Source organism: uncultured Solobacterium sp. (assembly GCF_963550625.1).
Classification (GTDB): Bacteria; Bacillota_I; Bacilli_A; order Erysipelotrichales; family Erysipelotrichaceae; genus Bulleidia.
Map to the genome: position 1 here is coordinate 95,694 of NZ_CAUVCV010000005.1, position 12,979 is coordinate 108,672.

Consider the following 12,979-nt stretch of genomic DNA (forward strand, 5'->3'; position numbering starts at 1 on the left):
TAAAACTTGACAGATAGTGTATGATAATAAAGTAAACTGAAACAGAAATAGTAAATGCATGTCAGCGATGATTGTCGATGGCATGCATTTTGTTGTTTTATAGAAGATTTGAATATTCGCTCAAGTGTGCGCTTATAAAAACAAACTGCTTCAGTAGAGTTTGAAAAGGAGAATAGTATGAAACTCAAAAAAATCATTACAGGAGTACTTGCGGCATTCATGCTTGCAGGTTGCGCTCCAAAACAGCAGCAGAACACTACAAAATTAAAAATCGTAGCTACAACATTCCCACAATATGATTGGATCCGTGAGATTATCGGAAAAGACAATACAAATGTGGATTTACAATTATTGATGAAGAACGGTAGTGACTTGCATAGCTATCAACCAACTGCAGGTGATATCGCAAACATCTCTGATGCAAATCTATTTGTATACGTTGGTGGTGAATCTGATGAATGGGTAGATGATGCATTAGAAGAAAAGACCAACAAAGATATGAAGGTAGTCAATATGATGCAGACACTTGGTGATGACATCGATGAAGAAGAGGAAGGTTTAGAAAAAGAAAGCGAAGACCATGACCACGATCATGATGATAAAGATCATGACCATGACCATGAAGAAATTGAATATGATGAACATGTTTGGTTATCACTCAAGCGTGCACAGAAAATCGTAAAAGCAATTGCGGATGAATTAGGAGAATTGGATTCAACAAATGCAAAGAAGTATCAGGAAAATGCAGAAGCGTATATCGCAAAGTTAGCTGCTTTAGATAAGTCTTATGAATCAACAGTGAATACTGTAAAAGATAAAACTTGGATTTTTGCAGACCGTATGCCATTCCACTACTTAGCAAAAGACTATGGTATTACAACATACGCTGCATTCAATGGTTGCTCAACAGAAACAAATGCGAGCTTTAACACAATAGTGACTCTTGCCAAGTACGCAGATGAGTTGGGAATCAAACATATTATGACAATTGAAGGTTCTGATAAGAAACTTGCAAAAGCAGTCATTGAGAACACAACAGATAAGAATCAAGACATATTAACATTGAACTCATTACAGTCCGTTAGCCAATCAGATATCGATAAGGGCTTAACATACTATGGCGCAATGGAAGAGAATTTAAAGGTATTAGCACAAAGTTTTAACACGGAGGTTAAGTAAGATGACACATTTGATTACATGTAAAAATCTATCCGTTGGACATGAACGCATAAAAGTTGCGGGACCTTTTAACTTGGAAATCAACAGTGGAGATTATTTATGTGTAATCGGTGAGAATGGATCGGGTAAATCCACGTTCATGAAAACCATCTTAGGTTTAATCAGTCCAATTGAAGGAACGATTGAACATGATGAATCCTTCAATGCAAGAGAAATTGGTTACCTTGCACAACAGACACAAGTCCAAAAAGATTTCCCATCTTCAGTTGAAGAAGTTGTTTTATCCGGTTTTGTAGGTCACTTAGGACATCGTTGGTTCTATAACAAGAAAGAGAAAGAACTTGCGAAGGAGTATATGGCCAAAACTGGCGTCGATAGACTCGCAAAGCATTGTTACCGTGATTTATCCGGTGGACAACAACAGCGTACACTACTTGCTAGAGCGTTATGTGCTGCTGATAAGATGATTCTATTAGATGAACCGGCAGCAGGACTTGATCCAGATGCAATGCAGTATATGTATGATCTCATTTCAAAGTTAAATAAAGAAGGCATGACAATTGTAATGATTACACATGATGTACCTGCGGTGGTGCAGTATGCAAATCGTATTGTTCGCTTCGTGGATGGTAAAGTCAAGGAAATTTCCACAGATGAATATCGAAAGGTGGTGGAAGAATGCTAGCTGAATTACTACGCTATCTTGGATATCCCTTTGTAAGATATGCCATCGTTGCGGCGATGTTAATCTCACTATGTTCTGCACTTGTAGGTGTTATCCTTGTATTAAAGAGATATTCCTATATTGGAGATGGTCTATCGCACGTTGCCTTTGGTGCGATGTCGATAGCACTTGTATTAGGGATGATTCAACAGAAGATGTATCTTGTCTTTCCGATTACAACAGTAGCGGCGATATTGATTCTAAAATCAGGACAAAATAAAAGAGTTCAAGGGGATGCGATTGTCGGCATGATTTCGACTGGTGCACTCGCACTTGGATATCTATTAATGAATCTATTTCCACCAACTGCAAATATCAGTGGTGATGTATGTAGTACACTCTTTGGTTCTACATCGATTCTGACACTTTCCAAAGCAGAGGTTTGGTTATGTGTAATCGCATCTATCATCGTTCTAATCATATTTGTAATGTTATATCCGAAGATTTTTGCGGTAACGTTTGATGAAAACTTCTCTAAGGCAATTGGCCTAAAGACAAATCAGATTAATTTAATCTTGGCGGTTATTATTGCGGTTATTGTTGTTTTAGCAATGAATCTTGTAGGTTCATTATTGATTTCTGCATTAGTAATCTTCCCTGCATTATCAGTTATGCAGTTGTTTAAGAGTTTTAAAGCTGTATTGATTGGTGCGGCAGTACTATCAGAAATCTGTACCATTACAGGTATGCTTGTGGCGATTCTATGTAGTACACCTGTAGGTGCTACGATTGTTACTGTAGATATTATTGCGTTTATTATCTGTTGGTTGATTCGTACAATGAAAGCGTAAGTAGTAATGAAATATATCAAGAAATTTATCCTAATCTTTCTTAGTGTAGGAATTATTACATTAGCTTTTCTATATACACACCAACCAAACGCGGTAAAACCAGAGCAGAGTAAAGAGACCGAAGTGGATTATGACTTATCTAAGCTCAGTGGAAATGTTGTGTATTCGCAAGTATATGCGATGATGACAAACCCAGAAGAGTATGTGGATAAAACATTTAAAATCTCTGGAGTCTTTGCGCTAGGCAAAGATAAAGATGGTAATACGATGTATGGTTGTATTATCAAAGATGCGTTGGGTTGTTGCCAACAAGGGATTCAATTCCAATGGGAAGGAAATCATAAATATCCAGATGATTATCCAGATCTTGGAACAGAAATTACAGTTGTAGGAACTTTCAGTTATCAAAAGGATGGAAACATCGTTTCCTTATTATTAAAGAATGCAGAAATGAAGGTGGGTTAATAGCCCACCTTTTCGTGTGAAGATATTATTTTATTTGATTTATCATCTCTTGATAAATATTATACAGTTCCTGTTTTTGACTTTCGGATAGTTGGTCATTTTTGTGAATGTCGTAATCATCTACTAAAGATACGTGATAGGCTAGCATTTTTCCATTCTTTACGGCAATTACATCAGGGACAAACATGCCTTTTTTACCATTGTCATCTTCTTGGAAACTGTCTGAAATATACTTTGAAAGATTTGCGTAGTTTTCTTCTCTTTCTCTCTTTGTTTCTCCCATACCTTTGTTTGCGTCAATATAATAAATCGAAATATCATTGTCTTTTGCGACGTCATTCAAAATAGGTACAGCGCGTTCACACCATGGACAGCCAACTTTTCCGTAGTATAGAATTCCTGAATATCCTTCTGTAAAAAACTTGATTGAACTTTCAAATGTGATTTCCTTAAATGCAGGATTGTTATCGGTCAAAAATGAATATTCTTTTATATCGGAATCTTTTTGATCAACATACTCTAAGTTGAATATCTCTTTAGTGTTAGAGGTTTGACTTTCTGGTGTAGGTTTACAGCCAAGTAATAGTGTAGATGATACTAGAAGATAAAATAACTTTCTGAGTTTACGCATAATACCCCCGTGATTTAATTATTCAACAACAATCAGAAATATTAATATAGTTTGATATGAACTGTTTTGAATATGACATATCCAATCATAATTCCAATTGTATTGATCAAAATGTCTACAACATCAAAGATTCCTCGATGGCTAACGAATTGTAATAATTCAATAGAAGTTATCAGAAATAAGGATAGAAGTAGTACAGAACTAATCTTTAAATGTTTGATCCAGTATCCGATAGGAATAAATAAGATCAAATTTAATATAGTTTGAGAAAGATTTGTTGTTTCAAAATTAAAGAGTTCAAGAAGATTTAGGTTAATGTTGTTGTCATGATAGACTCTAAAAAATAGTAATAAAATCATCACAAGAAAATAAATTACCTAGAGTAGTCGTAATACAAATGTTGGAATACGATGAGATGGATTCAATAATAAATAGCTACTGCCATAAAATATGAGAGTTTGACCAAACAAAATCAAAAGATATAAAAGGGGCTCGATTACATATAATCCTTGGAAGTGAGAGTCCAAAAAATCACTAGTAACATAATAGAAAACTAGGAAACTAATAATACAAGTTAAAATGATATGTAGTATTCGGGATGATTTTCTCATATTAATATCCTTAACTGTTATTATCATATATCAAAATGAAATTGATTTGTGATTTTAATATGAAACAGGCGGTTGGCTCGTTGCGAGTTTGCAATTTTTGTGCTATTGTAATCAAGACTTTGAAGGAGTTTTTCGTAATGGCAAAAGAGGCGAGAAAAATTATTCTTGCGTGTGAAGAATGTCTTGCACGCAACTATACAACAAACGGTTCGAAAAACAGCACAAAGAGATTGGAGCTCAAAAAATTCTGTCCAAAATGTGGTAAGATGACGCTCCATAAAGAAACAAAATAGAAAGTAGGCAAGGCGATGTCTGAAGAGATGAAAGATAAGAAAGCTGCAAAGTCTGAAAAGCAGCAGGCTAAAGAAGCTAAGAAATTAGCCAAGAAGAATAAACCAGCAAAAGACCATTGGTTTACAATCAGCGGTATTACAAAAGAAGCAAAGCGTGTTCGTTGGCCACATTGGACTAACCAAGGCAGCGAAGAAGGAACACTACAAAATACTGCTGAAGTATTAGCATTCACAATATTCTTTGCACTATTCTTTGTGTTGTGTGATTTAGGTGTTGCATATCTAATGAAAGTTTTCGGGATTGGAGCGTAACAATATATGACAACAAACGAGAAGGCAGTAATTTCTGCAATTGATGATGAACATGAAACTAGATGGTATGTTGTAAATACATACGCTGGTCATGAAAATAGAGTTAAGGAAAATCTTGAGAAGCGTGTTGAAACAATGGGCATTCAGGATTCCTTATTCCGTATTGTAGTAGCAGAAGAAACAGAGACTGTTATTGGTAAGGATGGAAAACCAAAGGATGTTAAGACAAACGTATTCCCAGGCTACCTGTTCGTTGAAATGAAGATGACAGATGAAGCTTGGTACGTTGTGCGTAATACTCCAGGTGTTACAGGATTTATCGGTTCCTCTGGTGGTGGTGCAAAGCCATTCCCAGTTGCACCAGATGAAATGGAAGCTATCTTACGCCGTATTGGTCAAAGTGATAAGAAGATTTCAATTGATTTCGAGATTGGTGATACAGTGAAGATTCTTGCTGGTCCATTCAGTGGAATGGAAGGAAGAGTTGCGTCATTGAATGATCAGACACAGACAGCTAACGTATTAATTATGTTATTCGGTCGTGAAACACCAACTGATATCAACTATGGTGATTTAGAAAAAGTAGAATTATTCTAGGAGGTTGACATGACAGTAGAATTAACAAAAATCCTAACAAGTTATGCGATTTTCGCGGTAATTTGGTATGTCCTACAAACCTTCGGATATTTAAAAGTATTACGTAAGACACCTGAAAATAAGATTCTTGCATTTATTCCGGTACTACGCGAACTTGTGATGTTTAAATTAGTTTGGAAATCTAAGTATGCTGGAATTATCTGGTTTGTATGTGCAATTGGTGGGCTAGCATTGTTCTTGGCTGCTGCTAATACAGGCATACAGATTATTGGATGGATTGGTCTTGTGATGATGATTGCTTCAATCGCAATTCACATCAAGAGATCTGGAAAGCAAGCAAAAGCATTCAACATCAGTGGTGGTATTACAACATTATTAATTTTCGCTAACCCAATCGGAAATATCGTAATCGGTATGGGACAAGCTGAATACAAAGGTGCGAAATAGGAGTGTAGGAAACTACACTCTTTCCTTTTTGGAGATATGTAATGAAAAAACAAAGGATAAGTTTGAAGTATTTAAAGAAATATCAAAAAGAAAGTATTCTTGCGCCTTTATTTAAATTATTAGAGGCGTTAATGGATTTAACAGTTCCATTAGTGATTGCCCAAATCATTAAAAACGGAATTGGGAAGAATGATATGGGTTTTGTCTTAAAGATGTTTGGACTTTTGTTGTTACTTGCAGTATTAGGGATGACATTCTCCTTTACGGCACAGTGGTTTGCGGCTAAGGCAAGTACAGGGTATGCAACAGATTTAAGACAAGAGTTATTCGATAACATTCAAGATTTAACGTATGCTGAACTAGACCAACTTGGAACGGATACATTAATCACACGTATGACAAGTGATGTATTGCAAGTACAGACAGGATTAAATCTTGCTTTACGTCTACTACTAAGAAGCCCATTCATTGTATTTGGTGCAATGGTTGTTGCATTTACTATCGATGTAAGATCAGCACTTATCTTTGTGGTAACGATACCAGTCCTTGCGGTCGTTGTATTTACCATCATGTGGATTAGTATTCCCCTTTATACAAAAGTACAGAGTGCATTAGATAAATTATTAGGAACATTACGTGAAAACTTATTGGGTGTCAGAGTTATTCGAGCATTCCGCAAGGAAGATGCAGAGATTCAACAATTTAACCAAGAGAATGATATCTTAACAAAGTATAACGAACATGTAGGTCGCTTATCCGCATTAATGAATCCACTCACATATATTTTGATTAATGTGGCTATTATTACATTAATTTATGTAGGTGCAATACGTGTTGATGGTGGAATTATTGCACAAGCAGATATTGTTGCGTTATACAACTTAATGGCGCTCATCATTGTAGAACTAATTAAACTATCTTCCCTTATCATCACAATTAACAAATCACTTGCATGTCTTGAACGTATTGAAGCAGTGCTTGTAGTAAAGCGTGAGATGGTTTATAAGACAGAACCTGTAAAACAAGATGAAAGTGCTCCAGCAGTTGTCTTTGACCAAGTTTCCTTCTCTTATCCACAAGCTGGTGCAGATGCGATATCGAATATTAGTTTTGTGGCAAATCGTGGAGAAACAATTGGTATTATTGGTGGAACAGGCTGTGGTAAATCAACTATTGCACAACTAATACCACGTTTCTATGATGTGCAAAATGGGAAAGTATGCGTGAATGGTGTAAATGTAAAAGACTATCCACAGAGAGAACTTGTAGCGAAAGTGGGAATGATTCCTCAGAAGGCAGTTCTATTTGAAGGTACAATTCGCGAGAATATGCAGTGGGGTAAAGAGGATGCGACGGATGAAGAAATCTGGCATGCATTAGAAATCGCACAGGCGGCAGATGTAGTAAGAAGTAAGAATGGATTAGATGCGATGATTGAACAGAATGGTCGTAATCTATCCGGTGGGCAGAAACAACGTCTTACAATTGCTCGTGCATTACTAAAGAGCCCTGAAATATTGATTATGGATGATTCCGCAAGTGCATTAGATTTTGCGACAGATTTAAAGTTGCGACGTGCAATTCATCATTTGGGAAATCAAATGACAGTCTTTATCGTTTCACAACGTGCTTCTACAGTACGTGCGGCTCATCAGATATTAGTATTGGATGATGGTAATCTAGTTGGAAAAGGGACACACGATAAATTAATGGAGAATTGTAAGGTTTATCAGGAAATTTATTACTCTCAATTTCCAGAAGAAAAACCTGAGGAGGTTGTGGCATGAAAAAGAACACATCATTCCAGACCTTAGGGAAGGTTTTAAAGTTTATTGGAAAGTATAAAGTTTTACTTGTATTTAGCATTAGCTTATCGATTGTGGCGGCGATATTACAGTTGTATGTACCAATCTTGTTTGGTTCCGCAATCGATACAGTTATCAAACAAGGAGAAGTACATTATTCAAAACTTCTTTCAGTCTTAATCCATATTGGAATCTGTATTACGATTGCGTCAATTGGTCTATGGGTTATGAATCTAATCAACAATCGTTTAACATATCAGACGGTTAAAGAGATTCGCGCAAAGGCAATGCGACATCTTCAACATATTCCGCTCTCTTATCTAGATGTACATAGTACCGGGGATATTGTTCAGAGTGTTATTGCGGATGTGGATCAATTGTCGGATGGATTATTGTTGGGATTTACACAACTATTTACAGGTGTTGTGACGATTATTGCGACACTAGTATTTATGTTATCGAAGAATGTACTCATTACTTGTTGCGTGATTGTGTTAACGCCAGTTAGTTTCTTTGTGGCAAGATTTATCTCGACACGTTCGTATCGTTTATTTCAAAAACAGACAAGTACGCGTGGGAAACAGACTGCCTTAATTAATGAAATGATAGGTAGTGAGAAGGTTGTAAAAGCATTTGGCTATGAGAAGCGTGCTTCAAAGCGCTTTGAAACGATAAATAAAGAACTACAACAGTATAGTCAGAATGCCCTGTTTATTAGTTCCTTAACAAATCCATCTACACGTGCAGTCAATAATGTGATTTATGCGATTGTAGCAGTACTTGGTTCTTATAGTATTATGAATGGTAATTTGACTGTTGGTGGATTGACGGTATTACTTTCTTATGCAAACCAATACATGAAGCCATTTAATGATATTAGTTCTGTAGTAACAGAGTTACAGAATGCGATGGCCTGTGCAGACCGTGTATTTACACTAATCGAGTCTCCGGCTGAAAGTGTAGATCCAAAATTAGATTTAGTGGAAAAGGAAGGTGCGATTGATATTCAAAATGTATTCTTCTCTTATCTACCAGACCAAAAGTTGATCGAGAATTTTAACTTTAGTGCGAAACCTGGCACGACAACTGCTATCGTAGGACCAACAGGTTGTGGTAAGACGACGTTTATCAATTTGTTAATGAGATTTTATGACGCAAATCAAGGCGCAATTATGATTGATGGGCAGAATATCTATGAAGTAAGCCGTAAATCAATTCGTAAGAACTTCGGTATGGTTCTCCAGGATACTTGGCTAAAGAATGCAAGTATTCGTGATAACATTGCCTTTGGTGTCGAGAATGCTAGTGATGAAGAAATTATCGAAGCCGCAAAGGAAGCGCACAGTTGGGAGTTTATTCGCCGTATGCCGCATGGATTAGATACAATCGTAACAGATGACAGCTTAAGCCAAGGACAGAAACAGTTACTTTGTATTACTAGAGTATTATTGAGTAAACCTAACATGTTAATTCTTGATGAAGCGACCTCTTCTATCGATACGCGTACGGAACTTGAAATTCAAGCAGCTTTCAACAATCTTATGAAGGGACGTACTAGCTTTGTGGTTGCGCATCGTTTATCAACGATTCGTAACGCTGACCAAATTATTGTCATGAATGCTGGTAAAATTATTGAACAAGGCAATCATGATATACTAATGGCACAAAATGGATTCTATAGTCAGTTATATAACTCGCAATTTGTGACAACAAATGAATAACACTTAAGCGAAATCAGTCGTGAGTTTGACTAAAATGCGCAACGAAATCAGTTGTGGGTCAATCATATACAAAATAAGGATATCTATGTCATCATAGCTGGTGACTAAGATATCCTTTTTTAGAAAAGATTGAAATATAGTTTGATTTTATTTGTTTAATGTATCGATTATTTGTTTGGTATATGTGCCACGTTTTTTGTGCTCTCGTTTTCTGGAATATAAACATGTCGTCAAGCAATAGAATAGTTTGTCGTTTAGGCAGTATAGTGCACGGGCACGAAAACGTTCTAGGTTTGTATATCCATTGGATACCTCGATCAGTAACCGAAGTTTCCGATTGATATTTTCAGCCAGTGTGTTGGATTGTCGTCTATCGTCATACGGTCTTCTAAAACTATTGATGATTTCTGGTTTCCAGTGCTTCAGTAAAGATATAAATTCCTTATAACAGTCTAAGTCTGAGTGTTCAAATAGCTCAATCAGATAATCAAGTTTCATACTAGCTTCCTCAAAGGAGCAGCGTTTATTGAAGTCTCTATATAGTTCCTCTAATTCATATGCAAGCTTTAAATCAGGACTTATCTCCAACAACATGTTGTAAAGGTCCCTGTAATTCATCTTCTGACGAAATTTCGAGTTGTATCTTGGCTCGTTATCGAGGTCGAATGAATCGGTTTCTAATAATTTATGCCAGGTCTTCAGCAAATAGTAACTGGGACTATCATAAACACACTGTTTCATGATTCCTACACGTATGCGCGTAAAGCACTCCGTAAGGTGTTTGTTTAATGATATGGAAAGGTTCTTCTGCTATTTCACAATGCATTAGGTACTTTTTGCACACATCCCTATAAGGTTCCCACATATCGATCGTCACGTACTTTACCTTGTCTCTCTCCGATTGTGGAATCATTTCAAAGTGTTTCGATAGTGTTACTTTCGAACGGTTTGGAAGTATCTCGTTTAATGTCCTGTTATTGTTGTCTACGAATACACACAAGTATGAACCACCGTATTTCGCCATGGAAGAAGATATCTCATCGATACCAAGATTCTCTGGAAGTGTTAATCTAGGTGCACGGATGAAACTATCTGCATACATCCTTACTCTCCAGACAAAAAGACAATCCCGTAGAGAATCACTCTTTGGAATTGTCTTTTATAAAATCTATCCCCATGGGATTTTATTGCGTGTTTTTTGAAAACCCCACGCTATTTTAAATTACCTTAATTTTTTTCTAACACTCTCATAGGTGACACTATTTTCTTTTGCGTATTCTTTCAATGTAATTTTCATAATCATCTATTGAGTGTACAAAACTTATATTGTACAACGGTTGTATTTGTTAGTTGTATTTAATTTTAGCAACCAGATGCTACCGTTTCAGTCCATGCTTGCTGGTCTACAACCCATACATTGTCAAACTGTGCAGGAACATACTCTGCGCCAACCTCAACTTTTTTGACGGTATAACTGGAGTCCTCATGTTGATTATTAAATTCATCTAGGTTGTTATAAATACGACCCGTCTGATCCCCCACAAATTTATCTTCATAAATACCACGGATATGTTCAGGCACAACCTCACGTTGCTCATAATGGCCTACCTCTGGGTGAGTAACTGTTGTATAAGTAGGCACACATGGTGTAGGTGTCGGCTGACTATAAGTGTCTGTTTGAGTATTAGTAGGAACATCATTCTCAGGAGCAACTGGAGTAGTTGTTTCAGTAGGAGTTGGTGTCGGCTCTTCCTTAGTTTCATCCTTCTTATCATCAGCCTTTACTTCTTCCTTCTTATCAGACTTGTCTTCCTTAGTAGTATTGTCATTTTTAGCAGTTTCAGTGGTCTTAGACTGTTCAACTGTCTTAGAGCGGCAAGACTTAATAGCGAGGATTACTGCACAGATTAATGCCAATAGAAGTAAAACAATAATTAACTTTTTCTTTTTATTCATAACCCATATATCCCTTATTAAATTATATTTTACATATTATTAATAATAAAACAACTATAGAAACGATAGATTGATTCTTTTTTCACTTGAGGATAGTCTAAATACCATCTTTATCTTGACGCAAAACCTATATTATCCTATTATATAAAGGCACTTTTAGTGCACTCATGCGTGGGAGGATAGCAATGTCCGCTGACCACTGCATGTGGATTCTAATATAAGGAGGAAAACCACATGGCAAAGAAAATTGCAAAAGTAGCGAAGCTACAATTCCCTGCTGGTGGAGCTAAACCAGGACCAGCTCTAGCATCTGCAGGTATCAACATGCCTAAATTCTGTACAGAATTTAACGACAAAACTAAGGACCGTCACGGTGATATCGTTCCTGTAATCATTACAGCTTACGAAGATAAGTCATTCGACTTCGTCATCAAGACAACTCCAGCTGCTATCTTATTAAAGAAGGCTGCTGGTATCAACAAGGCTTCTGGAACACCAAAGACAGTTAAAGCCGGTAAGATTACAATGGCTCAGTTAAGAGAAATCGCTGAGTATAAGATGCCTGACCTCAACGCTAATGACGTTGAAGCAGCAATGAACATCATTGCTGGTACAGCACGTAACATGGGTATCGTAGTAGAAGGCGAGGCTAAGTAACAATGGCAGGAAAGAAGTACAGAGCAGCGTTAGAACAAGTAGATAGCGCTAAAGTTTATGATTACAAGGAAGCGATTGCTTTAGCTAAGAAGATCAGCACAACTAAGTTTGATTCTTCATTAGAAGCTAGCTTCGTATTAAACGTTGACCCACGTCAGGCTGAACAGAACATTCGTGGCGCAATGGTATTACCACACGGTACTGGTAAGACACAGCGTGTATTAGTAATTACACAGGGTGCTAAGGAAGATGAAGCTAAGGCAGCAGGTGCTGACTTCGTTGGTGGCGTTGATATGATTCAACAGATCCAAGGTGGCTGGTTCGACTTTGACATTATCGTAGCTACTCCAGATATGATGGGTCAGTTAGGTAAGTTAGGTAAGCTATTAGGTCCTAAGGGATTAATGCCAAACCCTAAGACAGGTACAGTTACAATGGACGTTGCGAAGGCAATTGATGAAATCAAGAAGGGTAAGGTTGAATACCGTGTAGACAAGGATGGAAACATCAACGTATTATTCGGTAAGGTATCTTTCACAGAAGAAGCTCTTGTTGAAAACTTCAAGGCTTTATATGACCGTATCTTAAAGGCTAGACCTGTAACAGTTAAGGGTACATACCTCAAGGGTGTAACAGTATCCACAACTATGGGTCCTGGTATCAAAGTTACAGTTGAATAAGTAATTTAAAAAACTCACAGTGATGTGAGTTTTTTTGTTTTCGCTATAATTTAATGGCGCTCTAAAATTACTTGGGGTTGGGGTACCACAATGAGAAATCTTGGGGTACC

17 protein-coding genes are annotated in these 12,979 nt (G+C 36.9%); 12 read left to right on the plus strand and 5 right to left on the minus strand.

Going from position 1 to position 12,979, the window contains the following annotated elements; all coding sequences use genetic code 11:
- Window positions 1–177 precede the first annotated feature (177 nt).
- From RYK16_RS04565 to RYK16_RS04580, 4 genes are read left to right on the plus strand one after another with little or no spacing between them, the layout of a single operon-like run.
- Entirely contained in the window at window positions 178–1,179 is a 1,002-nt protein-coding gene (locus RYK16_RS04565; RefSeq protein ID WP_314851083.1) for a metal ABC transporter substrate-binding protein, read from the plus strand.
- A gap of 1 nt (window position 1,180) precedes the next feature.
- Complete coding sequence (locus tag RYK16_RS04570; RefSeq protein ID WP_314851085.1) at window positions 1,181–1,864, plus strand: ATP-binding cassette domain-containing protein; 684 nt, start codon at window positions 1,181–1,183, stop codon at window positions 1,862–1,864.
- The gene (locus RYK16_RS04575; protein WP_314851087.1) at window positions 1,858–2,694 is read left to right on the plus strand and encodes an iron chelate uptake ABC transporter family permease subunit; all 837 of its coding nucleotides are present in this window, start codon (window positions 1,858–1,860) and stop codon (window positions 2,692–2,694) included. The genes RYK16_RS04570 and RYK16_RS04575 overlap by 7 nt, the downstream gene beginning before the upstream one ends.
- 6 nt (window positions 2,695–2,700) lie before the next feature.
- Entirely contained in the window at window positions 2,701–3,159 is a 459-nt protein-coding gene (locus RYK16_RS04580; RefSeq protein WP_294022625.1) for a hypothetical protein, read from the plus strand.
- Between the two features lie 25 nt (window positions 3,160–3,184).
- Here RYK16_RS04580 and RYK16_RS04585 read toward each other — a convergent pair whose 3' ends face one another.
- Entirely contained in the window at window positions 3,185–3,790 is a 606-nt protein-coding gene (locus RYK16_RS04585; RefSeq protein ID WP_314851088.1) for a thioredoxin family protein, read from the minus strand.
- 41 nt (window positions 3,791–3,831) lie between these two features.
- Window positions 3,832–4,164: a VanZ family protein gene (locus tag RYK16_RS04590; RefSeq protein WP_399554526.1), complete on the minus strand. Its 333-nt coding sequence runs from the start codon at window positions 4,162–4,164 to the stop codon at window positions 3,832–3,834.
- A gap of 374 nt (window positions 4,165–4,538) precedes the next feature.
- Here RYK16_RS04590 and rpmG point away from each other — a divergent pair, with 374 nt between their 5' ends.
- Genes rpmG through RYK16_RS04620 form a run of 6 tightly spaced genes read left to right on the plus strand, consistent with a single transcriptional unit; the run spans window position 4,539 to window position 9,576 of the window.
- Window positions 4,539–4,694 (plus strand): 50S ribosomal protein L33, encoded by a 156-nt coding sequence (rpmG, locus tag RYK16_RS04595; RefSeq protein ID WP_028078588.1) that lies wholly within the window; start codon window positions 4,539–4,541, stop codon window positions 4,692–4,694.
- A gap of 15 nt (window positions 4,695–4,709) precedes the next feature.
- A complete protein-coding gene (gene secE / locus RYK16_RS04600; RefSeq protein ID WP_294208856.1) occupies window positions 4,710–5,006 on the plus strand; it encodes a preprotein translocase subunit SecE in 297 nt (98 codons plus the stop codon).
- Between the two features lie 6 nt (window positions 5,007–5,012).
- The gene (gene nusG, locus RYK16_RS04605) at window positions 5,013–5,603 is read left to right on the plus strand and encodes a transcription termination/antitermination protein NusG (protein WP_006525771.1); all 591 of its coding nucleotides are present in this window, start codon (window positions 5,013–5,015) and stop codon (window positions 5,601–5,603) included.
- A gap of 9 nt (window positions 5,604–5,612) precedes the next feature.
- Entirely contained in the window at window positions 5,613–6,050 is a 438-nt protein-coding gene (locus RYK16_RS04610) for a DUF5684 domain-containing protein (protein ID WP_314851093.1), read from the plus strand.
- A 41-nt stretch (window positions 6,051–6,091) separates the two neighbouring features.
- A complete protein-coding gene (locus tag RYK16_RS04615; RefSeq protein WP_314851094.1) occupies window positions 6,092–7,837 on the plus strand; it encodes an ABC transporter ATP-binding protein in 1,746 nt (581 codons plus the stop codon).
- Window positions 7,834–9,576 (plus strand): ABC transporter ATP-binding protein, encoded by a 1,743-nt coding sequence (locus RYK16_RS04620; RefSeq protein ID WP_314851096.1) that lies wholly within the window; start codon window positions 7,834–7,836, stop codon window positions 9,574–9,576. Before RYK16_RS04615 ends, RYK16_RS04620 begins: the two co-directional genes overlap by 4 nt.
- Window positions 9,577–9,723: 147 nt before the next feature.
- Here RYK16_RS04620 and RYK16_RS04625 read toward each other — a convergent pair whose 3' ends face one another.
- The 3 genes from RYK16_RS04625 to RYK16_RS04630 form a co-directional block, all read right to left on the minus strand.
- Window positions 9,724–10,371, minus strand: coding sequence for a transposase (locus RYK16_RS04625; RefSeq protein ID WP_314851103.1), 648 nt, complete (start codon window positions 10,369–10,371; stop codon window positions 9,724–9,726).
- Window positions 10,298–10,678 (minus strand): transposase, encoded by a 381-nt coding sequence (locus tag RYK16_RS08365; protein ID WP_399554525.1) that lies wholly within the window; start codon window positions 10,676–10,678, stop codon window positions 10,298–10,300. The genes RYK16_RS04625 and RYK16_RS08365 overlap by 74 nt, the downstream gene beginning before the upstream one ends.
- Window positions 10,679–10,938: 260 nt before the next feature.
- Window positions 10,939–11,532, minus strand: coding sequence for a hypothetical protein (locus RYK16_RS04630; RefSeq protein ID WP_314851097.1), 594 nt, complete (start codon window positions 11,530–11,532; stop codon window positions 10,939–10,941).
- 234 nt (window positions 11,533–11,766) lie between these two features.
- On the opposite strand from RYK16_RS04630, the gene rplK reads away from it, so the two are divergent.
- Both rplK and rplA read left to right on the plus strand, forming a co-directional pair.
- Window positions 11,767–12,189: a 50S ribosomal protein L11 gene (gene rplK / locus RYK16_RS04635; RefSeq protein ID WP_006525781.1), complete on the plus strand. Its 423-nt coding sequence runs from the start codon at window positions 11,767–11,769 to the stop codon at window positions 12,187–12,189.
- Between the two features lie 2 nt (window positions 12,190–12,191).
- Complete coding sequence (gene rplA, locus RYK16_RS04640) at window positions 12,192–12,869, plus strand: 50S ribosomal protein L1 (protein ID WP_314851099.1); 678 nt, start codon at window positions 12,192–12,194, stop codon at window positions 12,867–12,869.
- The last annotated feature ends 110 nt before the right edge of the window (window positions 12,870–12,979 follow it).